22 protein-coding genes and 2 pseudogenes are annotated in these 21,600 nt (G+C 73.1%); 19 read left to right on the plus strand and 5 right to left on the minus strand.

What is annotated here, in order from left to right; genetic code table 11:
* Window positions 1-182 precede the first annotated feature (182 nt).
* Window positions 183-812 (plus strand): class I SAM-dependent methyltransferase, encoded by a 630-nt coding sequence (locus AB0D08_RS19970; protein WP_359890281.1) that lies wholly within the window; start codon window positions 183-185, stop codon window positions 810-812.
* Between the two features lie 135 nt (window positions 813-947).
* On the opposite strand, the gene AB0D08_RS19975 is transcribed toward AB0D08_RS19970, so the two are convergent.
* A complete protein-coding gene (locus AB0D08_RS19975; protein WP_359890282.1) occupies window positions 948-2,438 on the minus strand; it encodes a hypothetical protein in 1,491 nt (496 codons plus the stop codon).
* Between the two features lie 426 nt (window positions 2,439-2,864).
* Between AB0D08_RS19975 and AB0D08_RS19980 the strand changes: the two genes are divergently transcribed.
* The 4 genes from AB0D08_RS19980 to AB0D08_RS19995 all read left to right on the plus strand — a co-directional run bounded on the left by AB0D08_RS19980 (window position 2,865) and on the right by AB0D08_RS19995 (window position 5,609).
* Entirely contained in the window at window positions 2,865-4,016 is a 1,152-nt protein-coding gene (locus tag AB0D08_RS19980) for a histidine kinase (RefSeq protein ID WP_359890284.1), read from the plus strand.
* Entirely contained in the window at window positions 4,013-4,675 is a 663-nt protein-coding gene (locus AB0D08_RS19985) for a response regulator transcription factor (RefSeq protein ID WP_033826102.1), read from the plus strand. The genes AB0D08_RS19980 and AB0D08_RS19985 overlap by 4 nt, the downstream gene beginning before the upstream one ends.
* A gap of 71 nt (window positions 4,676-4,746) precedes the next feature.
* Window positions 4,747-5,124: a hypothetical protein gene (locus tag AB0D08_RS19990; protein WP_359890287.1), complete on the plus strand. Its 378-nt coding sequence runs from the start codon at window positions 4,747-4,749 to the stop codon at window positions 5,122-5,124.
* Window positions 5,121-5,609, plus strand: a complete 489-nt coding sequence (locus AB0D08_RS19995; RefSeq protein WP_359890290.1) for a hypothetical protein — start codon at window positions 5,121-5,123, stop codon at window positions 5,607-5,609. Before AB0D08_RS19990 ends, AB0D08_RS19995 begins: the two co-directional genes overlap by 4 nt.
* On the opposite strand, the gene AB0D08_RS20000 is transcribed toward AB0D08_RS19995, so the two are convergent.
* Entirely contained in the window at window positions 5,606-6,829 is a 1,224-nt protein-coding gene (locus AB0D08_RS20000; RefSeq protein WP_359890292.1) for an alpha/beta hydrolase, read from the minus strand. The genes AB0D08_RS19995 and AB0D08_RS20000 overlap by 4 nt on opposite strands.
* 153 nt (window positions 6,830-6,982) lie before the next feature.
* Here AB0D08_RS20000 and AB0D08_RS20005 point away from each other — a divergent pair, with 153 nt between their 5' ends.
* The 5 genes from AB0D08_RS20005 (at window position 6,983) to AB0D08_RS20025 (ending at window position 11,016) form a co-directional block, all read left to right on the plus strand.
* Complete coding sequence (locus AB0D08_RS20005) at window positions 6,983-8,356, plus strand: sensor domain-containing protein (RefSeq protein WP_359890294.1); 1,374 nt, start codon at window positions 6,983-6,985, stop codon at window positions 8,354-8,356.
* Complete coding sequence (locus AB0D08_RS20010; protein WP_033826106.1) at window positions 8,347-8,991, plus strand: response regulator transcription factor; 645 nt, start codon at window positions 8,347-8,349, stop codon at window positions 8,989-8,991. The genes AB0D08_RS20005 and AB0D08_RS20010 overlap by 10 nt, the downstream gene beginning before the upstream one ends.
* Before the next feature lie 73 nt (window positions 8,992-9,064).
* The gene (locus tag AB0D08_RS20015; RefSeq protein ID WP_033826107.1) at window positions 9,065-9,751 is read left to right on the plus strand and encodes a DUF4097 family beta strand repeat-containing protein; all 687 of its coding nucleotides are present in this window, start codon (window positions 9,065-9,067) and stop codon (window positions 9,749-9,751) included.
* 448 nt (window positions 9,752-10,199) lie between these two features.
* Window positions 10,200-10,502, plus strand: coding sequence for a VOC family protein (locus tag AB0D08_RS20020; RefSeq protein ID WP_359890298.1), 303 nt, complete (start codon window positions 10,200-10,202; stop codon window positions 10,500-10,502).
* A 163-nt stretch (window positions 10,503-10,665) separates the two neighbouring features.
* Entirely contained in the window at window positions 10,666-11,016 is a 351-nt protein-coding gene (locus AB0D08_RS20025) for a VOC family protein (RefSeq protein ID WP_359890300.1), read from the plus strand.
* A 17-nt stretch (window positions 11,017-11,033) separates the two neighbouring features.
* On the opposite strand, the gene AB0D08_RS20030 is transcribed toward AB0D08_RS20025, so the two are convergent.
* Entirely contained in the window at window positions 11,034-11,981 is a 948-nt protein-coding gene (locus tag AB0D08_RS20030; protein ID WP_033826109.1) for an AraC family transcriptional regulator, read from the minus strand.
* 96 nt (window positions 11,982-12,077) lie between these two features.
* Here AB0D08_RS20030 and AB0D08_RS20035 point away from each other — a divergent pair, with 96 nt between their 5' ends.
* The 8 genes and pseudogenes from AB0D08_RS20035 (at window position 12,078) to AB0D08_RS20070 (ending at window position 19,584) form a co-directional block, all read left to right on the plus strand.
* Window positions 12,078-12,821 (plus strand): SDR family oxidoreductase, encoded by a 744-nt coding sequence (locus tag AB0D08_RS20035; RefSeq protein ID WP_033826110.1) that lies wholly within the window; start codon window positions 12,078-12,080, stop codon window positions 12,819-12,821.
* A 126-nt stretch (window positions 12,822-12,947) separates the two neighbouring features.
* The gene (locus AB0D08_RS20040; RefSeq protein WP_033826111.1) at window positions 12,948-13,397 is read left to right on the plus strand and encodes a MarR family transcriptional regulator; all 450 of its coding nucleotides are present in this window, start codon (window positions 12,948-12,950) and stop codon (window positions 13,395-13,397) included.
* A pseudogene (locus tag AB0D08_RS20045) lies at window positions 13,394-14,874 on the plus strand (MFS transporter). Before AB0D08_RS20040 ends, AB0D08_RS20045 begins: the two are co-directional and overlap by 4 nt.
* A gap of 82 nt (window positions 14,875-14,956) precedes the next feature.
* Window positions 14,957-15,508: an isochorismatase family cysteine hydrolase gene (locus tag AB0D08_RS20050; protein WP_359890303.1), complete on the plus strand. Its 552-nt coding sequence runs from the start codon at window positions 14,957-14,959 to the stop codon at window positions 15,506-15,508.
* Between the two features lie 105 nt (window positions 15,509-15,613).
* Window positions 15,614-16,207, plus strand: coding sequence for a TetR/AcrR family transcriptional regulator (locus AB0D08_RS20055; RefSeq protein WP_033826112.1), 594 nt, complete (start codon window positions 15,614-15,616; stop codon window positions 16,205-16,207).
* Between the two features lie 81 nt (window positions 16,208-16,288).
* A complete protein-coding gene (locus AB0D08_RS20060; RefSeq protein WP_359890306.1) occupies window positions 16,289-17,368 on the plus strand; it encodes an SDR family oxidoreductase in 1,080 nt (359 codons plus the stop codon).
* Between the two features lie 263 nt (window positions 17,369-17,631).
* Window positions 17,632-18,663 carry an SDR family NAD(P)-dependent oxidoreductase gene (locus AB0D08_RS20065; RefSeq protein WP_359890309.1) on the plus strand — a complete coding sequence of 344 codons (1,032 nt, stop codon included), beginning with the start codon at window positions 17,632-17,634 and terminating at the stop codon, window positions 18,661-18,663.
* A gap of 135 nt (window positions 18,664-18,798) precedes the next feature.
* A complete protein-coding gene (locus tag AB0D08_RS20070) occupies window positions 18,799-19,584 on the plus strand; it encodes an ATP-grasp domain-containing protein (RefSeq protein WP_359890364.1) in 786 nt (261 codons plus the stop codon).
* Between the two features lie 70 nt (window positions 19,585-19,654).
* On the opposite strand, the gene AB0D08_RS20075 is transcribed toward AB0D08_RS20070, so the two are convergent.
* Window positions 19,655-20,689: a LuxR C-terminal-related transcriptional regulator gene (locus AB0D08_RS20075; RefSeq protein ID WP_359890311.1), complete on the minus strand. Its 1,035-nt coding sequence runs from the start codon at window positions 20,687-20,689 to the stop codon at window positions 19,655-19,657.
* Between the two features lie 30 nt (window positions 20,690-20,719).
* The gene (locus AB0D08_RS20080; RefSeq protein WP_033826114.1) at window positions 20,720-21,175 is read right to left on the minus strand and encodes an ester cyclase; all 456 of its coding nucleotides are present in this window, start codon (window positions 21,173-21,175) and stop codon (window positions 20,720-20,722) included.
* Window positions 21,176-21,358: 183 nt separating this feature from the next.
* Between AB0D08_RS20080 and AB0D08_RS20085 the strand changes: the two are divergent.
* Window positions 21,359-21,542 (plus strand): annotated as a pseudogene (locus tag AB0D08_RS20085) (IS5/IS1182 family transposase); the annotation flags it as partial.
* Window positions 21,543-21,600 lie beyond the last annotated feature (58 nt).

The following is a 21,600-nucleotide window of genomic DNA, read 5'->3' on the forward strand; positions in this document are numbered from 1 at the left end:
CTCCGGTGCGGTGCAGTCCTAGACAGCTCCACCACACCGGAGGTCTTCACTTTGATCAAGCCCGACCACTGTCAACAACGCTCGTGATCAATACAACTAGGGCACGTGCGACACACGACCACCCGTCCCCTTACCTCGGCCCGCCACGGCACTGTGGCCGGACCGGCTCCGGAGTGCCTCCCGTGACGGATCATCAGAACGAGACCAGGGCGGCCTACGACGGCGTCGTCGCGCTCTACGCATCGCTGTTCGCGGACCGGCTGGAGGGACAGCCGTTCGCCCGCGCCATGATCGGCACCTTCGCCGAACTGGTGCGGGCGACGGGCAACCCGCGGGCGGCGGACGTCGGGTGCGGGCCCGGACATCTGACGGCCATGCTGCACGAACTGGGCCTGGACGCCTCCGGATTCGACCTCTCCCCGGGCATGGTCGACCACGCCCGGCGGGCCCATCCGGCGCTGCGCTTCCAAGAGGCGCGCATGGAGGCACTACCGGTCGGGGACGGCGCGCTCGGCGGCGTCCTGGCCCACTACTCGATGATCCACACTCCGCCGGAGGAGCTGCCGGAGCTGCTCGCCGAGCAGGTACGCGTCCTGGCAGCGGGCGGGCTGCTCCTGGTCTCCTTCTTCGGGACCGACGGACCGGAGCCGGTCCGGTTCGACCACAAGGTGACGCCCGCCTACAGCTGGCCGGTGGACCTCCTCGCCGCCCTGCTGGCCGACGCCGGTCTCGTCCCCTTCGCCCGGCTCATCCACGACCCGGCCTCCGAACGGGGCTTCCTCGACGCCCACCTGCTGGCCCGCCGTCCGTAGGCCCTGTGCGACGCGCCCCGGCCCGGCACCGCGGCGGTACCGGCGGCGGGGCCCGGCGCGGTCCGGACGACACGGTCCGCGCCGGCCCCGCCGCCGACGCCCTCGGCCGGCAGCCGGACGTCCCCGGACGGCTGATCAGGGGTTGGTGCCCGGATGGTGGACGGTGAGGTCGCCGTAGGCCGGCAGCGCGCCGGCCGGGTCGCCGGGCGTGTCCCGCAGAACGGCGTCGAGGAAGGCGAGGGTGGCCCCGGCGACGACGCGGGGGCTCCTGGTACGGCCGAGGGAGCCGACGACGGAGGGCACGGGCGGCAGGTACAGGGGCCCGTCCATGAAGGTCAGGTGGCCGGCGCCGGGGATGGTGAGCCGGTAACTCGTCGCGGTGCCGTGGTCGAGCGCCTCGGTGAGGCGGGGGAGGTAGCGCGGGTCGGTGGCCGGGGTGATGGACTGGGTGAGCGCGAGCGCCGGCCGGTCGAGGGCGGGGGAGGCGGGGCCGTGGGGGTAACCGTCGAGGTCGACGACCGCGGCGAACCGGTGGTCCTGGCGGGCCGCCTGCAGGGCGGCGGCGCCGCCCATGGAGTGGCCGGTCACCGCGGCCCGGCCGGTGTCCAGACGTCCGGTCAGCGGATCCGCCGGCTCACCCCGGTCCAGAGCGTCCAGCCGGGTGAGGACGAAGCTGAGGTCGGCGGCCCGGATCGCCGTCCAGCCGGCCGCCAGCTTCTCGTCCTGGTCCGGGTCGCCGCTGGAGGTGGTCTCGGTGGTGACCGTCCGGCCGTCGGCGAGGACGACGGCGGCGGAGTCGTAGGGGTGGTCGAGGGCGGCGACCACGTAGCCGTGGCTGGCCAGTTCCTCCGCCCAGGCGGTGTTCTGGGTGCGCACCCCGCCCGACCCGGGTGAGAACAGGACGACGGGGAATCGGCCCCCGCCGGTGTCCACCGGGGCGTCGAAGACCGAACGGCTGCGGGCGCGCGCAGGACCGTCGACGAGGAACCCCGGCAGGCCGACTCCGCGGGCGAGGGCGTCGGAGACGGTGCGTGCCTCCTGCGCCGTGCGCCCGAGGTACTGGGCCCGCTGCGTGCCCGCCGGGCTCTTCTGCGCGGGGTACCAGAGCTGGACGACGACCGTGCGCAGGTCGTCCGGATCGGCGGTGAAGGTCTCGGGCCGGTGCGGGTCGGTCCACTGCACCACGCGGGTGCCGACCGCGAAGCCGCCCGTCGGTTCGGGGAACACGGGGACCGGAAAGGCCCAGGCGGCCGCCGGACCGGTGGCGATCAGGCCGACGCAGGCCACCGATCCCGGCAGCGCCAGCCACCAGCGGGCCCGCCACGCCGGCCGGCCGGCCCGGCGTCGCAGCACGGGCAGCACGGCGAACGGCAACGCGAAGGCGGCGCCGGCCAGGACCGGCAGCAGCTGCCAGCGGATCCCGACGACGCCCAACAGGAGCGCGGACAGGACGAGCACCGCGCCCGCCGCGATCGTGACGCGCGGGCGGGCCGCGGGGGGAAGCCAGCGCGCCAGCACCAGGGCGACGGCGCCCAGCAGGGCAAGTATTTCCAGGGGGGACATGGACAGTCCCGGGATGATCTCGGTCACCCGCCCATCGTCGGCGCCGGGTGTCCGCCGCCACATCGGTCCCGGCTCGCCGCCGCAGGCGACCGGGGTGGCAATCCGCGGCGGTCCCGGTGCAACCCGAGTGGCAACCGTGCCCGCCGCATCGGCGGCCGCGTTGCGACCACGGTCGGTGCCCGTCCTCCTCCTGCGGTCGTATCCCGGCACGGTTTCCTCAGACGGTGGACTCATGCGCGGCGCGCGGCCCGTGGCCTAGCGTGACAGGGCCGCGGGTGCGTGCCGGCGGGGGTGGCCCCGGCCGGGGCCACCGTGATGCCGGAGCGATGGGGACGTGGGATGACCGAGGCGGCCGCAGGACCCGGCCGTGCCCACCGGGTGCGCCCCGGGGGCCGGCCGCAGAACCGGGCACAGGGTCAGGTGCGGTGGGCAAAAGCGCCATGGCTGGCGAGGCCGGCCGGCCCGGCCGCCGCGCGAACGGCCCGATCGGTGACCCCTGCCGGGCGCAGGCTGCCGCCCGTGGTGGTGGACGCGCTGCTCGCGGCGCTGCTGCTCCTCAACGTCCTGACCACCCACCCGCCGCACGAGCTGCCGGTGGCCGCGGTCCTGACCGCCGCCCTCGCGCTGCCGCTGCTGTGGCGCCGCCGGGCGCCGCTCACGGTGTTCGCGGCGGTGGTGGCCGCCGCCTTCGTCCAGTGGCTGATGGACGTCCAACTGCCCGCGGACATCGCAGTGTTGGTGGCACTGTACACGGCGGCCGCGCACGCGGGCCGACGGGCCACGCTCGTCGCCGGTGCCGTCGTGGAGGCGGGGGTCCTGCTGGCCTGCCTGCGCTGGGCGCCGGACGGCGCATTCCTGACGCCGTTCGTCGCGGTCACCGCGATGGCGGTCGCCGCCGCCGTCCTCGGTGTCAACGTCCGGACCACCCGCGCCTACCTCGCGGCCATCGAGGAACGGGCCGCACGCCTGGAACAGGAACGCGAGCAGCGGGCACGACTGGCCGTCGCCGAGGAGCGGACACGCATCACCCGCGAGATGCACGACATCGTCACCCACAACCTCTCCGTCATGGTCGCCCTCACCGACGCCGCCCTCTACGCCCAGCACCGCTCGCCCGACCGGACCACCACCGCGATGCGCCAGGTCGCCGAGACGGGCCGGCAGGCCCTGACCGACATGCGGCGCTCGCTCGGCGTCCTGCGGACCGACGAACCCGACGCGCAGCGCCACCCGCTCCCCGGCATCACCCAACTCGAGGCCCTCGCCGACCAGATGTGCGCGGCCGGGCTGCCGACCCGCCTCGAGGTCGACGGCAGCCACACACACGTGCCCGCCACCGCACAACTCACCGTCTACCGCCTGGTACAGGAAGCCTTGACCAACACCCTCAAGCACACACCCGCCGGCACCCGCGCGGACGTCCGGATCCGGTGCGCGGCCGAGACCGTCACCGTCGACGTCACCGACAGCGGCCCCTGCCCGCCCCCTCCCGCCGCCGCGCCCTCCGGCCACGGCATCCCCGGCATGCGCGAGCGCGCGGCCGCCTACGGGGGGACCTTGCAGGCCGGGCCGCTCCCGGGCGGCGGCTGGGGAGTCCACACCCGCCTGCGCCTGGGCAGCAGCGGGGCGGCGTCCGCATGACGATCCGCATCCTGATCGCCGACGACGAAGCGCTGCTCCGGATGGCCTTCGGCACCGTCCTGGACGCCCAGCCCGACATGGCATCGGTCGGCGAGGCCGCGGACGGCCTCCAGGCCGTCCACCTCGCCCGCGAACTGCGCCCCGACGTCGTCCTCATGGACGTCCGGATGCCCGGGACCGACGGGATCGAGGCGACCCGGCAGGTCGTCGAGGGCTCCCCGCAGAGCAGGGTGCTGATCCTCACCACCTTCGACCTGGACGAGTACGCCTTCGCCGGACTCAACGCCGGAGCCTCGGGCTTCCTCCTGAAGAACACCAGGCCCGAGGAGCTCCTCACCGCGATCCGCAACGTCGCCGCGGGCGACGCGGTCCTCTCCCCGCGGATCACCCGGCGCCTGCTGGAGGACCTCCGCCCGCACATCCCCGCAGGCCGCAGCGCCGCCCGCGACGAACGGCTGGGCCGGCTCAGCGCCCGCGAACACGAGGTCCTCGTCCAGGTGGGCCGCGGCCTGTCCAACTCCGAGATCGCGGCCACCCTGTACCTGGCCGAGGCGACCGTCAAGTCCCATCTGGGACGCATCCTGCACAAGCTCGAACTCCGCGACCGGATCCAGGCCGTGGTGTTCGCGTACGAGAGCCGCCTCATCCACCCGGCCTGACGCCGCGGCCCCCGCACGGCGGGGCCGCGACCCGCGGGCCCGCGGGCCCGCGGACGGCTAGGATGCCCCGCATGCACGCGGTGGAGCGGTTCCGGTCCCTGGTCAGGTCGCTGTCCTGGACCGAGATCGAGTTCGCGCGCCCCGAGGTCCGGCCCGGGCACGTGGACGCCCTCGTGGAGTTCTACCGGACCCTGGACGGCTGGCCGCAGCGGATCGCCCTGGTGCAGCTGGTCCAGGACCAGGACCACCCGGCGCTGCGGCCGGTCATGCTCGACGTCCTGCGCGCCCCGATCGGCGCCGACCCGGAGAACGTGGAGCTGACCAAGGCGGCCGCGCTGCGGCTGATCGACTCGCGCTACGACACCTTCATGACGTTCTACGAGGACCGGGACGCCCTGCACGCGGCCGTGCGCGAGGTACTGGAGGCCCACGGCTCCGCCGCGGAGTGACGGACTTCGCGGCCAGCTTCGGGGTCGGGCTGTTCGACGGCCGGCTGCAGTTGAAGGCCGCGCTGAGCGCGTACGCGGTCCACCGGCCGTCCGGCCCGTTGGAAGCGCGGTTCGCGGCGTCGACGTGGAACCAGAGCGTCAGCATCCTGTCGGGCTTCAACCGGTGGGCGGTGGACGAGGGCTACGCCACGGCGGAGCCGTTCACCTACCGGCAAGCCACGACCTTCTTCTCCGGGGTGCCGCAGCAGGTCAGGGTGAACCTGGCACGGCGGCGGCAGCCGAAGGAACATGTGACGGTCAAGTACCTCGCGGACGACTTCGCGGAGCTGTTCCTGCTGGGGCTGGCCGGGCTGGACCGGACCGGCGGCCCGCTGTTCAAGGGCCGGGAGCTGGCGCGGAACGTCAGCAGCGACCCCGAGGCGACAGGAAAGCGACAACGCCGGGGGACCCGATACGAGCAGGCCTCGCTGCTAGCGCCTGGCTAGTACTGGAAGAGTACCTCCGGATTGTTCGGCGAGGGGCCGTCCAGCAGCGGACTGTGGTTCCCCTTCAGTGTCTGGTCGAAGAACGCTGTCACGTACTCGCGGGTGATCGCCACCCCGCGTTCCGGGGAGAGGTGCGGCGCCGGGAACCCGGCCTCCTCCAGAAGCACCTCCAGGTCGGAGAAGCTGAAGTGGTCGGCGTCGGCGACCGTCAGCCACTTCTTGTAGCCGCCGAGGGCGGCCCAGGTCTGCTCCCACTCGCCGCCGGCCGAGTGGTCGGAGGGGGGCGCACCCAGCATGAGGAACGGCCGGTTGATCTGGCCGGGCATCGGGTCCGGGTGGAAGGAGCCGTCCATGTTCACTCCGGCCCGTACTCGCGGGTCGGCGATCATCGTGGCGGCCGCCGCCGCTCCGCCGAGGGAGTGTCCGGCCATGCCGATCTTGTGCTTGTCGATGAGGTGTGCCAGGGGCCACGCGGTATTGCCATGCGTCAACTGGTCGATGACGAAGGACACATCCAGCGCACGGCTGGCGGCGACGGAGTTGAAGTCGAGCCCCGCCGGGCCGTCGCAGATCGCGCACGGCGGCGTCTGGCCGTTCGCCAGCGTCTCGCCGTTGTCCTCGTAGGTGTGGCCGACGAGCGCGACGACGTAGCCGTGACTGGCCAGGTCGGTCGCGAGCGAGGTGAGCGTCATGCGCGGGTTCTCGTACGCGGGTGAGAGAACCACCAGCGGATGCTTGCCGCGCTGCGGCCGCGCACCGTCGAAGGCGTGAGTGGTGACGCTGGAAAGGTTCTGCGGGGTGATGCCGGAGCTCGCCGGCAACTTGCTGCGCTGGATGGCTCCGGCCGCCTCGGCGAGGGTCATGTAAGGGGCCGGAGTCCCGGTCCCGGGGACGGCCGGGTAGACCATCGTGACGGTCAGCTGGCGGGGGCCGGATGACGGCACCCACGGGTCAAGACGGCTCGCGTCGGTGAGGTGGATGACGTCCTCGCCGGCGGCGTAGGGGCCGGTCGGCGCGGGGAGCGTGCCTTGGAAGGACCGCGTGGGCGCGGTGGCCGTGGCCGTGGCCGGTGCGGTGTCGAACGCGTGCGTGGCCGCCGGTGTGGCCGACGGTGTGGTCGTGGCGGCGAACCCGGCGCCGGTTCCGCTGACGAGGGCGGCGAGCGCCAGCACCGCGACAGCGCTGATACGGGGATTGCGTCTCATGGAACGATCGGTCATGTCCCCACGATGTCGCACCGGGCGGCGCCGGGTCGGCAGTGTGAACCCACCGGCCGGACGGGGGGTAAACCCTACCCCCGCTGATGGGTTCTCCTCGCTGTCGACGGGTGGTCGGCTTGGGTACCGTCCCCTTGTCGAATCGAGGCGCGGACGGTGACCTGGTCGCCGCCCGCACTGCCCACGAGAGCGGGTCTGAAGCAGTTGACCGAGTACATCGCCGGCCGCGCCACCGGCAGAGCCCGGACGGACGCCCGGCCACCCCGCGAGGTGGTGCCGGGCAATCCGCTGCGCGCGCTGGCCTCCCCCGTGCTGTGGCGGGCGTCGATCCACCTGGCACTTGACGGTCTGGTGGCGCTGGCGGGACTGGCCGTGCTGGTCGTGCTGGTCGTCGCCGTCTGCCTGGCGCCGGCAGGCCTGGTGGGCCTGCCGCTCACGGTGGCGGCGGGGTGGGCGCTGTTCCGGCTGGCCGCCGTCGAGCGCACCCGGTTCGCCGTGACCTGCGGGCTGGAACTCGACGAGCTGCCGGCGCCGGTCGGTTCGTGGCGGTTGGCCAAGTCGCTGCAGTCCCTCGTCCACAACCCCTGCACCTGGCGGCTGATCACCTACTTCGTACTGCTGATGCCGGTGGCGGTGGTGACCGTGGTCGGGGTGGCGCTGATCTGGGCCGTGCCGCTGACCCTGGTGCTGCTTCCGGCTTACTACCGGGGCCTGCCCGGCGGGCAGGCCCAGCTCGGGCCGTTCGTGGTGGATTCCCTGCCCCGGGCGCTGCTGGTCGCGGCGGTGGCGCTGCTGGTCGGCGCGGTCCTCTCCCCACTGATGGTCAAACTCCTGCTGGCGCTGGACACCGCGCTGGCCGTCGCACTGCTCTCCCGGCCCCGCGGCATGGAACTGGAACAGCGGGTCAACGATCTGACGGAGAGCCGAGCCCGGGTGGTGGACGCCGCCGAGGCGGAGCGCAAACGGATCGAGCGGGACCTGCACGACGGTGCCCAGCAACGGCTGGTGGCGATGTCGATCACCCTGGGCCGGGCCAGCTCGCGGTTGAAGAAGGCCGGTGACCACGAGACCAACAAGCTGGTCGAGGACGCCCGGCGGGAAACCCTCAGCACCATCGCCGAGTTGCGCAACCTGGCCCGTGGCCTGCACCCGCCGGTGCTGACCGACCGCGGCCTGGAGGGGTCGCTCTCCGCCGTCGCCGCGCTGGCTCCGGTGCCGGTGCGCCTTGACGTCCTGGTGGAGCCACGCCCCTCCTCCACCATCGAGGCGGTCGCCTACTTCACGGTGACCGAGGCGCTCACCAATGTGGCCAAACATGCTCATGCGACCCGCGCTTGGGTGGAGATCCGGCGGGAGGGCGCCCGATTGGACGTTAAGGTCGGCGATGACGGGCGTGGCGGAGCCGACCTCGCGGCCGGCACGGGTCTGACCGGTCTGGCGGACCGGGTGTCCGGGGTGGACGGGCGGTTCCGGCTCAGCAGTCCGGTGGGTGGACCGACCGTGATCGAGGTGGAATTGCCATGCGGGTAGTGCTGGCCGAGGACTCCGCGCTGCTGCGCCAGGGCATCGAACTGCTGCTCAGCGAACAGGGGATCGAGGTCGTCGCCGCGGTCGGCGACGGGGAGCAACTCCTGCGCGCAGTGGCCGAACACCGGCCGGACGCCTGTGTGACGGACGTCCGGATGCCGCCCACCTTCCTGGACGAGGGCCTGCGCGCTGCACTGGCAGTACGCGCCCGCTGGCCGGAGACCGGCGTCCTGGTGCTCTCCCACTACGTCGAGGAGCGCTACGCCATCGACCTGGTCAACACCAATGACAACGGGGTCGGTTACCTGCTCAAGGACCGGGTATCGGACGCCGAGGAGTTCGTGGACGCGCTGCGCCGGGTCGCCGCGGGCGAGACGGTTCTCGACCCGGAGGTGGTCAAGCAGTTGCTGGCCGGCAGCCGGCAGCGGGATCCGCTGTCCACCCTGACGCCGCGCGAGCGGGAGGTCCTCACGGCCATGGCGGAGGGCCGTTCCAACGCCGGGATCGCGGCCGATCTGGTGATAGGCACGGCGGCGGTGGAGAAGTACATCCGCAGCATCTTCGTGAAATTCGATCTGCAGCAGGAGGCGGGAGACCACCGCCGCGTGCTCGCCGTTCTGCGCTACCTGGGAGCTTGAGATCAGTACCACACCGAAGAAGCGCCGCGGATGCCTCCTCATAGGGCTGGCCGTCCTCGTCGCGGTCGTCGCCGTGGCCAGTTGGGTCGTGGTCTCCTCGCTTCCGGCGCACCACCCGTACAGCGGCAACTGGCAGCAGGACGCGGCCGGCGCCAGCCAGGTGACGGTCCAGGCCGACGGACTCGGCGTGACGCTGAGTCAGGACGGCTCCTCGCAGGTCATGGTGGCCATGAGCGGCAGCTACACGGGCCATGTCCCGCAGGTCTCCGTCACCCGGTCCGGCTCGGACGTCACGGTCACCGCCGGCTGCTCCAACGAGTGCTCGGGGCACCTGCAGATCACGGTGCCGGCCGGCCTGGCCGCGCAGGTGAGCACCGGGGACGCCGGGATCCAGGCGAAGGGCCTGACCGGCCGGCTGGATCTGACCACCGGGCTGGGCGGGGTCGAGGTGGACCAGTCGTCCGGCCCGCTGGCCGTGCGGAGCACGGGCGGCGCGGTGACCCTCGCCGACAGCAGCGCCCCGAACGCCGAGGTGACCACCGACGGCGCGGTCAGCGCCTCCTTCACGGCGGCACCTGCCTCCCTGAAGGTCACCACGGGCTACGGCGGGGTCGACCTCAAGGTGCCTCACGACGCCACCTACCACGTCGACGCGCAGAGCTCCTGGTCGTCGCCGAGCGTCTCGCTGCCGAACACCGCTACGGACGCGCCGCACAGCGTGGTGGTGAAGACCGCGCGCGGCGACATCACGGTCCACTGAGCACGGCCGTGCTGCGAACGACGGTGGCGTCCCCGGGAGATCCCGGGGACGCCACCGTCGTTCGGACGATCAGCCGGCGACCAGCGAGGGGTCGACTGGCGGTACTCACCCGGGCTGCCGCCGAACGACCGGCGGATGTCCAGCTCCTTGCCGGCCACCACCCCGGGGGCGACCGTGTCGGGGCGCATCAGACGCCGACCAGCACGGATCCTCGCGCCGGCCGGTGCGCCGTCGACGACCCGGGCGAGCATGCCGGGGGCGCCGACACACTCGAAGAGCACCACGTCGGTGGTCGGCACCCCGCGGTACTCCGCGGCCATCCGGTCCAGCATCCCGGGGATCACCCCGAGCGAGGACCAGCGGTCGCAGGGCGACTCGACGGCCGGGTCGATCAGGATGTCGAGACACACCCTGCGGGGGACTCGGCACTGCGGGAACAGACACCGACGTGCTGGAGTATCCGTACGTCGACGCGGGCGGCGGCTGGCTGATCTTCAAGCTCCCGCCGACCGAGGTCGCCGTCCATCCGACGGACGGCCCTCAGTCGCACGAGCTCTACCTGATGTGCGACGACGTGGACGCGACCGTGGCGGACCTGGCTGCCAGGGGAGTGGAGTTCACCCGGCCCGTCACCGATCTGCGCTGGGGACGGCTGACCGGCTTGCGCCTGCCCGGAGGCGGCGCGGTGGGCCTGTACGAGCCCCGCCACGAGCGGGCGGGCTCATCGACCCGCGCTACGACACTTTCATGACGTTCTACGAGGACCGGGACGCCCTGCACGCGGCCGTGCGCAAGGTACTGGAGGCCCACGGTTCCGCCGCGGAGTGACGGGCGGTTCGGCAGGCCACGCCGCCCGGAGCCCCGCCACGGTGTCGTGCCGTAGTGACGCCCGTCACGGGACCTACCATGGCCGCATGATCACTGGTGGGCACGTCGTCATCCACAGCCGTGACGCCGAAGCGGACCGCGCCTTCCTCCGGGACGTGCTGGAGTATCCGTACGTCGACGCGGGCGGCGGCTGGCTGATCTTCAAGCTCCCGCCGACCGAGGTCGCCGTCCATCCGACGGACGGCCCTCAGTCGCACGAGCTCTACCTGATGTGCGACGACGTGGACGCGACCGTGGCGGACCTGGCTGCCAGGGGAGTGGAGTTCACCCGGCCCGTCACCGATCTGCGCTGGGGACGGCTGACCGGCTTCCGCCTGCCGGGAGGCGGCGCGGTGGGCCTGTACGAGCCCCGCGACGAGCGGGCCACCGACCTGTGAACTCCCGCCCACGATAGTCAGACCGGCACCGACGGCGGAGCCGACGCCGTCCGCCGCTCGCGCCGATATGCCCCCGGCGGCGCGCCGAAGTGCCGCTTGAACGCCTTCGCGAACGCGAATTCCGAGGTGTAGCCGGCGTTCTCGGCCACGGTGCCCAGCGGGTCGGCCGTCTCGCGTAGCATCCGCGCCGCGACGGCCATCCGCCACGTCGTCAGGTAGCCGAGCGGCGGCTCGCCGACCACCGTGGTGAACCGCCGGGCGAACGCGGCGCGCGACAGCCCGGCCCGGCGCCCCAGCGACTCGACGGTCCACGGGTGCGCCGGGTCGTCGTGGATCGCCTTCAGCGCCGGGGCGATCAACGGGTCGCTGAGCGCCGAGGCCCAGCCCTGCGTCTGCTCCCCGGGCAACTCGGCGTACCAGGACCGCAGGATGTAGAGCAGCAGGAGATCGACGAGCGCGGTGACCACCGAGTCCGAACCCGGCTGGGGCCGGTGGATCTCGGCGCAGAGCTGGTCGACCGCCGAGCGCAGCGCCGGATGGCGACCGGGGCCGGCCGGGAGGTGGATGACCTCCGGGAGGTCGCCGAGCAGCGGATGCGGCCGGTCGATGTCGAGGTGGTACGCCCCGCACACCAGCACGCTGCGCGCGCCTGCGCCCTCGAGGGTGAAACGCCCGATCGGCGAGGAGGTGTTGACGCGGTCGGGTTCGAAGGCGACCGGCTCGCTGGTGACGGCGTCACAGATGGCGTGATCGGTGCCGCGCCGTAGGAACACGACGTCACCGGGCCCCAGGGCCACCGGATCGCCGCCGACCGGCAGGAGGAAGCAGCGCCCTTCGACGACGACGTGGAATCCCGCTCCCGCGATGGGCTGGAAGCGCACACCCCACGGCGCCTGTGCATCGGTACGGACAACGGACGGACGCCCGGTGCGCAGGGCCGCGAGCGTGTCGCTGAGGATGTCCATCCCCTCACCCTAGCGCGCAGCGATCGAGACGATCGGACAGGGAATCAAGACTTCAGGCCATTCAGCGTCTCGATCGCCACGCGTAGCGTCCTCGCCATGGACAACACGAACAACACGAACAACACAGCAGACACCCAGCGTGTCGTCGTCATCGGTGGTACCTCCGGCGTCGGATTCGCCGTCGCGCAGGCCGCAGCGGCCCAGGGGTCGAACGTGGTCGTCGCCTCCAGCAACCAGGGCCGGGTCGACCTGGCGGTGAAGAAGCTCGGCGGCGGCCGGGTCGAAGGCCTCGTGCTGGACGTCGCCGACGAGGCTGCGCTCGCCGCCTTCTTCGACCGGATCGGCGAGTTCGACCACCTCGTCTACACGGCGGGCGAACCCCTGCTGCTGAAGCCGCTCGCCGACCTCGCCGCCGCGGAGTCCCGAACGTTCTTCGAGCGCCGGTTCTGGGGTGCCCTGCTCGCCGCGAAGTACGCGACGCCGAAGCTCCGCCCCGGCGGCTCGATCACCTTCACCTCCGGCGCCTTCGCGACCCGGCCCGCACCCGGAGCCTCGCTCGGCGCGAGCATCACCGCAGCCGTCGAGGGACTGACGCGGGCCCTGGCCCTGGAACTCGCCCCCCTGCGGGTCAACGCGGTCCGCCTCGGCGCGATCCGCACCGAGCTCTGGGACAGCAGCGTGCCCGACCCGGAGTCCTTCCTCCGGGCGCAGGGCAGCGGCCTTCCCGTGCAGCGCGTCGGCAGCCCCGAGGAGGCGGCGGCGGCTTACCTCTACCTCCTGGGCAACGGCTATGCGACCGGCACCGTGCTCACCCTCGACGGCGGAGCCGCACTCGCCTGACGCCGGGTCACTGTCGGACCGGACCGGGCCGGACCGGCCGGCCCGGTCTGGTCCGGTCCGACAGTGGGCAGCCCAGCTATACAGCAAAACTGGACAGTTCAGCCTGATGGTTCTAGCGTGGGAAGCATGGAACAGCCCACCGCCCCCGCCACCGACTCCGCCGTCCGCGCGGCGCAGGAGCTGCGCGTGGTCTTCAGCCGGCTGCGCCGTCGCCTCCGGCAGACGTACGACACGGACGGGCTCACCCCCACCCAGACCTCCGTACTCAGCCGGCTGAGCAAGGACGGCCCGGCCTCCGCCAGCGACCTGGCCGCCGCCGAACGGGTCCGGCCGCAGTCGATGGCCGCCACGCTCGCCGTCCTCGACGAGCGCGGACTCGTGCTGCGCCGCCCCGACCCCGGCGACGGCCGCCGACAGCTGGTCTCGCTCAGCGACACCGGCCAGGCCTTCCTCGCGGACTGCCGACGCGCCGGCGAGGAGTGGCTGGCCCGCTCGCTGCAGGCCCACTTCACCGAGCAGGAGCGGCAGACCGTCGTCGAGGCACTGGCCCTGCTGGACAGGCTGTCCGACGCATGAACCTGCGCACTCTCCGCTCCGCCCCGCGCCCCGGCCGTACGGGCGCACCGAAGGACGCCTTCGACCGCCGGCTGCTCGCCCCGATGATGCTCGGCGCGATCCTCAACCCGGTGAACTCGGCGATCCTCGCCGTCTCCCTGGTGCCGATCGGCGCCGCCTTCGGAGCGGCGCCCGCCGCCACCGCCTGGCTGGTCTCCGCGCTCTACCTGGCACCGCGATCGGCCAGCCCGTCGTCGGCCGGCTCATCGACCTGCACGGGCCGCGCCGGCTGATCCTGGCCGGCACCGTACTGACCGGAATCGCCGGGGTGGTCGGCATGCTCGCCCCGAACCTCGGCGTGCTGATCACCGCCCGTGTCCTGCTCGGCTTCGGCACCTGCGCCGGCTACCCGGCCGCCATGTACCTCGTGCGCAGCGAGGCCGACCGCACCGGCCGCGACAGCCCCGCCGCCGTACTGACCGCGCTCGCCGTCACCACCCAGACCGTCGCCGTCATCGGCCCCTCCCTCGGCGGCCTGCTGATCGGCCTCGGCGGCTGGCGCACCACCCTCGCCGTCAACATCCCGCTCGCCCTCGCCGGGCTGTACCTCGGGGCCCGCCGGCTACCGCGCACCGCCCCGGCGCCGCGCACCCGCGGCAGCCTCGCCACCACCCTCGACCTCGCCGGGATGGCGCTGTTCGCCGCGGCACTCGTCCCGCTGCTGCTGTTCCTGATGCACCCCTCGCCCGGCGACTGGTACCTGCCCGCCGTCACCGTCCTCGCGGCCGCCTGCTTCGGCCGCCGCGAGCACCGCGCCGCCAATCCGTTCATCGACCTGCGGGTACTCGGCGGCAACCTGCCACTGCTCGCCACCTACACCCGCGCCCTGCTCGCCTACACCGTCGCCTACGCCTTCCTCTACGGCTGCACCCAGTGGATGCAGGAGGGCCGCGGGCTGAGCGCCCCGCAGGCCGGCCTCGTCCAACTCCCGCTCTTCGGCACGGCGATCGTTGTCTCCGCGGTCACCGGCCGCCGCCGCCGGATCCGCGGCAAACTCCTCGCCGGTGCGCTCGGGCAGATCGCGGCCTGCACACTCGTTCTGCTGCTCGGCCCGCACTCCCCGATCTGGCTGCTGCTGGTGGTGGCGCTCGCCTTCGGCATCCCGCAGGGCCTCAACGGGCTCGCCCTGCAGAGCGCCGTCTACCACCAGGCGGACCCCGCCTGGATCGGCTCCTCGGCCGGCCTGCTGCGCACCTTCAGCTACCTCGGCGCGATCGTCGCCGCCGCGGCCACCGGCGCCTTCCTCGGGCACGGCGCCGACACCGTGGGCCTGCACCAGCTGGCGTGGTTCATGCTCGCCGCCGCTGTCCTGTACCTGCTGGTCACCGTCGCCGACCGCTCGCTGCGGCAGGTCGGCGCCCCGCCGCCGGACATCGCCGCACCGGCCGCACCGCCCGCACCGGCCGCGGCGGGGGACCCCCAGAGCCGCGGCCGGTAGCGAGTCCCAGGACCCGTTCCGCACCTCGCACCGCACTGCACCGAATCGCACCGCACCGCCTTGCATCAAAGGAGACACCGCCGTGAACGGCACCGCCCTGCTCGTGATGGACATCCAGGTCGGCATCGTGAGCCGCATCGACCAACCCGACTACCTGCCCCGGCTCGCCCGTGCCGTCGAGGCCGCCCGGGCCGCGGACATCCCGGTCGTGTACGTCGTCCTCGGCTTCCGGCCCGGCCACCCCGAGATCGCCGCGCGCACCAAGAGCTTCGGCGCCCTGCCGCCGGGCGCGTTCACCCCTGCCGACCCCGGCGCCGCCGTCCATCCCGAGCTGACACCCCGGGAGGGCGACACCGTGGTCACCAAGAAGCGGATCAGCGCCTTCGCCGGCAGCGACCTCGACCTCGTGCTGCGCGGCGCCGGGATCGAGGACCTCGTCCTCACCGGTATCGCGACCAGCGGCGTCGTGCTGTCCACCGTCCGCCAGGCCGCCGACCTCGACTACCGCCTCACCGTGCTCTCCGACGGCTGCGCCGACGCGGACCCGGAGGTCCACCGCGTGCTGACCGGCAAGGTCTTCCCCCGTCAGGCGGAGGTCACCACCGTCGATGAGTGGCTCACCACGGTGAAGTGACGGCGGGTCGGCCGCTGGCCGCGGTGCGGCGGCGGCCGCGGCTCCGGGCAGGGCGTCGGCGGTGTTCGGTGGACACGAATATGCAGACCGGTCTATTGTTTCCGCATGGGAGTCAAGGGCGAGGAGACCCGGGCCCGGCTGATCGCTGGCACCCGGGCGCTGATCGAGGCGCACGGATACGTCGGCACCGGCCTCAACCAGATCGTGGCCGAGAGCGGCGCACCGCGCGGCTCGCTCTACTTCCATTTCCCGCAGGGCAAGGACGAACTGGTCGCCGCCGCCCTGGCCGACGCCGGCCGGGAGGTCGAGGACCTGCTCGCGTCCCTGGTCGCCGAGGGCGCGGACAGCGGTGCGATCACCCGTCGGCTGATCCAGGTCTTCGCCGACCGGCTGGAGCGTTCCGACTACGCCAAGGGCTGCCCGATCGCGACCGTCGCGCTGGAGGTCGCCGGAACCAACGAGCCGCTGCGGGCCGTCTGCGCCGGGGTGTACGAGCGGTGGCAGCGCGTTCTGGCGGAGTGCCTCGAACGGGAGGGCCTCGGCCCTGCCGAAGCAGCCACCGGCGCCGGGCAGGCGCTCGCCCTGCTCGAGGGCGCGGTGATGCTCGCGTCGGTCCGGCGCAGCCGCGAGCCGCTGGAGGACGCCCAGTACGCCGTCCGTCACCTGATCGGCAGCCGGAAGCCTGCCGACCCCTCCTGAGGCGTGCGGTGCTGTCGTCCGCGCGCCCTCGGCGTGACCAAAAAATATAAAGACCGGTCTATAGATAAATGGAGTCCGCCCATGACCCGCACACCGTCCGATCCGCCGCCACCCCGCACCCTCGTCCTCGGTGCCACCGGCTTTCTCGGCCGTTGGCTGCTCCTGGAACTCCTCACGGACGGCGAACCCGTGGCCGCCGCCGTCCGCGGAGGCGCCGACACCGCGCTGCGCCGCTGGCTGCGCGAGCACGGTGCCGATGACACCACCCTCACCACCGTCACCGCCGACCTCACCCGCCCCGGCCTGGGCCTCACACCCGAGGACGACGACCGCCTCGCCGCGATCCGCGACGTCCACAACCTCGCCGCCCGCTACCAGTTCGGGCTCACCCGCGCCCAGGCCGAGCCCACCAACGTCGACGGCGCCCTGCACGTCCTCGACTGGTGCGCCACCCGCCCCCACCTGCGCCGCCTCGTCCACCTCTCCGGCTACCGCGTCGGCCGCGAGCCCGACCCCCGCCACCCGCTCACCCCCCGCGCCACCGACGAGCTCTACGCCCGCCTCGGCGCGTACGAGGCCTCCAAGCAACTCGGCGACGCCGCCGTCCGGGTGACCGCACCCCGCCTCGGTGTGCCGCTGACCACCGTCAACCCCAGCAGCGTCATCGGGCATTCGCAGACCGGTGAGGCCGGCCAGTACCTCGGGCTCGCCCAACTGGTCCGTCAGCTGCACCGCGGGCGCCTCCCCCTGCTCCCCGGTACCCGGGGCACCTTCGTGCCCGTCGTCACCGTCGACCACCTCGCGCGCTTCCTCACCGCCGTGCCCGCCCACGACGAGGCGCCCCTCGCGGCCCACACCGTCCTCGACCCGGACACCCCGCCGCTCCCCGACCTGATCGCCACCCTCGCCGCCCACCTCGGCGTCCGCCCACCCCGCGGGCTGATCCCCGTCGCACTGGTCCGCCGCCTGCCCCGGGCCCTTACCGGCGCCGACCCGGAGACCCTCACCTTCCTCTCCGAGGACCGCTACGACACCACCTCCGCCGACCGCCTCGCCACCGCCGCCGGCCTCACCCACCCCCCGCTCGTCCCTGCCCTCCGCCGCTGGGCCACCCGCCTCGTCGCGGACGGCTTCGGCGCACCGGGCGGATCCCGCACCTGAGGTGAGGTCAGGTCGCACCGGCCCCAGGGGATCCGACGGCCTGACCGGTCACGGCCTCCCCTCCGACGGGGTGTGGGGTCGCCAGAAGGAGACGGCGGGGGTGACCGCAGTTGGGTCGACGATGCCGGTGGGCTGTCAGTGGCGGACAGCGTCCTGCCGGTGGGATGTGAGTGGCACCTGGGAGCGTCGGACCCGGGCGTGGCCGACCGCCCGCCCGCACGCCCGCCCGCCGCCGGACCACTCCGAACCACCGGGAGCCCGCCATGCCTGCCGCATCTGCCATGCCCGCCACGCCTGCCGCGTCCGAAGAGCCCTCCACTGCCCAGGCCCCGCAGTGGGACGTCCACCGGCTGCCCCGCGCCGACGGGAAGAACTTCCTGGTCACCGGCGGCAACGCGGGCATCGGGTACTTCGTCGCCGAGCAACTCGCCGGCACCGGGGCCACGGTCGTCCTCGGCAGCCGCGACCGCGCCAAGGCCGAGAACGCGATCACCTCCATCACCTCGCGCGTCCCCGGCGCCGAGGTGAAGCACCTGCCCCTGGACCTGGCCGATCCCGCCTCGCTGAAGGCCGCCACGCACGCGCTGGGGCTGGACCGCCTCGACGCGGTCGTCCACAACGCCGGTGTGGCGCTCGACAGTCCACCGCGCCGCGAAACCACCAACGGCCACGAGCTGATGTTCGCAACCAACCACCTGGGGCACTTCGCCCTCACCCACCACCTGCTCCCGCTGCTCACGGCGGCCCCGGGGAGCCGGATCGTCACCACCGGCAGCTTCGCCGCCAAGTCCGAACGCCTCGACCTCGACGATCTCCACAGCACGCGCGACTACCGGCCCAAGCGCACCTACGCGCGGTCGAAACTGGCCCAGATGCTCTTCGCCGTCGAACTCGACCGCCGCCTGCGGGCCGTCGGCAGCATGACGCTGAGCGTGGTCGTCCACCCCGGCGGAGCGCTCGACTTCCTCACCCCCTCGCGCCCGCCGTTCCACGTCCGAACCGCCGGAGAGCGGCTGCGCCACCTGCCGCTCGGGCTGCTCGTCCAGGGCAAGGACTCCGCCGCCTGGTCCGCCGTACGGGCCGTCCTGGACCCGGGCATCGGCGGCGGCCAGATGGTGAGCCCCCGGGGGTTCGGGCTGCGCGGTACGCCCAGGATCGAGCCGCTCTGGACCCACCTCGCCGACACCACGACCGCCGCCCGGCTGTGGGCGGCCAGCTGCGAGCTGACCGGTACCGACCTGACGTTGGCCGCAGTGACAGGGGCCGGTGGGGCCGGACGCTCGGCGACCGGATGAGGCCGGACCCGCTCCGCCGGATTATCGGCTGCGGTGGCGGGGGCGGCGGGGCTAGCGTGGCGGTTCGCAGAGCGGCGAAGACGAAGGCGGAGGAGGGGCGCGGTGCTGGTCATGCCTGGGCGGCGGACATCGACGATGGAACTCCTGGCCGCCGAGGCGGCGGGTCGCGGGATGGCGGTCCGGGCCGCGGAGGCGCTCGGTCCGGAGACGGGTCCGGCGTACTGGTACGGCGGCCCGGTCGCGGGTGAGCGGCTGGCCGACCGACTCGGGTTCGCGCTGCTGGAACCGGCGGACGGCTGGCTCGCCGACCTGCCGGAGGAGTTCACCGGGCGGGAGGTCCGGTCGGCGACCGTCGCGGACGCGAGGGCACTGGACCGGCCGATGTTCGTCAAGCCGCCTCGCGACAAGTCCTTCCCGGCGGACGTCTACGCGGACGGTTCCCGGCTGCCCGGCGGCCTGGACCCGGCGGAGCCGGTGCTGCTCTCCGAGGTCGTGACATTCGCGGCCGAGTACCGGCTGTTCCTGCTGGACGGACGGATCGCCACTGCGAGCCGGTACGCGGTGTTCGGCCGGCTCGATCCGCGCCCGCTCAGGACGGACGGCACGCACACGCCGGGCGGGAGGGAGCGGAGCGGCGGGACGGAGCACGAGGACCGGGCCGTCGCCGCGCAGATCACGGAGTTCGTCGAGCGGCTGGTCGCCGCGGCGGGGCACACGCTGCCGAGCGCCGTCGCCCTGGATGTCGGGCAACTCCTCGACCCGTACGTCCCGGGCCACCGCTGGGCCGTGGTCGAGGCCAACATGGCGTGGTTCTCGCACGCCTACGCCGCCGACCCGGCGCGGGTGCTGGACGTCGTGCTGCGTGCAGCGGGGCCGCGCGAGCAGGTACGGCCGGCGGACCTGCCGTTCGTCCGCCACTGACCCGACGCGGACGAACCGGGCGGCGCTGAACCGGTCCACGCCGGAGTGGTCGACGCCGAACCGGTTGCCGCTACCTGAACCCCGACAGGTCCGCCAGCACCACGGCGACGAGTTCGCGGCGGCTGCGGACACCGAACTTGTCGAACACCGCGGTCAGGTGTTCCTGCACGGTGTTCGCCGAGATGTGGAGCTCGTCGACCAGCTGGCGGGTGGAGTGTCCCCGGATGACCAGGGCCGCGACCCGGGTCTGGGCCTCGGTGAGTCCGTGGGCGCTGAGCAGGACCGCTCCCAGCTCCGCCGGCCGGGCCGGTTCCACCACCACGCCGATCTGCGGACCCAGGCGGCTGGTGTGCAGGGCGAGCCACCGCCCCGAGCGCCCGCGGATGCGGACGGTCGACGGCACCGGGCCGGCGGCGGCCGCGAGCACACTGACCGGCAGCCGGCCCGCCTCCTGCCGGTCACCGTCGGGGAAGTCGCTCAGCCACTGCTCGGCTTCCGGGCTCATGGACACGGTCCTGAGCGCGGAGTCGAGCAGGATCAGACCCACCCCGTCCGGGCCGGCGGCGACCGGTGAAGGCGGCGCGGCGGTCACCGCCGTGCGCAGGCCGGCCGCCAGCACCGGGGCGATGCGCCGGACCAGGGCGATCTCCTCGGGGGTGAAGCCCGGGGAGGAGGCCTCCCGGTGCAGGCACAGCACGCCCCAGCAGCGGTGCCCGGTGACCAGCGCGGCGCGCAGTTCGTCGCCGAGTCCGAGCGGGGCCATGATGTCGCGGTAGCGGGCGCTGTCCGTCCGGTTGCCTTCGGTGGCCCGGTCCAACGAGCCGACCGGATCCGCCGCCCGGGCGAGGCCCGCGAACTTGTTGACGTCCGGGCCCCCGAACTCGTTGTCGAGGAACATCGCCGTCGCGGGACCGAGCGGGTCCTCGGCGGTCGCCGAGGTGAACAGCAGGGTCACCGGATCGACGGTCGCGGAGAAGGCCGCCTCCGCCGGGACCACCCGGCGCAGACGGCCGACGATCTCCGTGCCCAGCGTGGTGGTGTCCAGCCCGCCCCGGCACCGTCGTTCGATGTCGGCGAGCCGGCGTTCCACGGCCGCAACTGCCACGGATACGAGCCTACTCCCGACCACCGCGGGCTACCCGGGCCCCTGGGCGAGCCCGAGCTGGCGCAGCAGCCCCAGCTCGTCGAGCCGGCCCCAGCGCTCGACGATGCGGCCGTCCCGGAGCCGGAAGATGTTGATCCCACGGAGCGTGACGGTGCGGCCGGTGGCCGGCGCACCGAAGATCTCACCGCGCTGGGTGCCGCTGGCGCTGAAGTGCTCAACGACCAGGTCGTCCTCGGCGACCATGAAGTCGGGAGCGGCGTGCCAGTCCGGGAACGCCCCGCGGAACAGGGCGGCGGCCGCGCGCATGCCCTCACGGGTGGTGTCGGAGCCGACGGGCGGGTCGTGGTTGAGGAAGTCCTCGGCGAGGTACGTGTCGACGGCCGTCAGGTCACCCTTGGTGAACAGTGCGTCGATGAAGGCACGCACGGTCTCCCGGTTGGCTGCGAGTCGGTCGTCTGCGATTCGGGTCTTCTCGATGGTGTCCATACCCACAGTCTTCGACGCCGCGCGGGCCCCGGGTACCCCAGAAAGCTGGGGTTTCTCCATGCGACGACCCGCGGTGGCTCCGTTCATGAGAACCGGTTCTGGCTCGTCTTCGAACTCCTGCGGAAAGAGGTCCTGCTAAAGGCTGTCCCGCAACTGTCCGCCTGGTTCGGCGTTGGTCACGGCATGGGTGGGGTGATCCCAGTGAGCGATCCGATGTGGATCGAGCCGTTCTCGGGGTTGAGCGAGCCGCGGTTCCGCAAGCTGGTCGCCGCTGGTCCGCCGTCGCGGAGGTGACGTCCAGCGCGGCCGGCCGCGGCGGCTCTGTCTGGAGGACCGGGTGCTGCTGGTTGCCACGTACTGGCGGACTACTGAGGTTTTCGTTCTGTTGTCGGTGGTGACAGGTAGTGATCCCTGCGGTATGCCGG

It is taken from the genome of Kitasatospora sp. NPDC048540 (genome assembly GCF_040651175.1).
In the GTDB taxonomy this organism is placed as follows: domain Bacteria; phylum Actinomycetota; class Actinomycetes; order Streptomycetales; family Streptomycetaceae; genus Kitasatospora.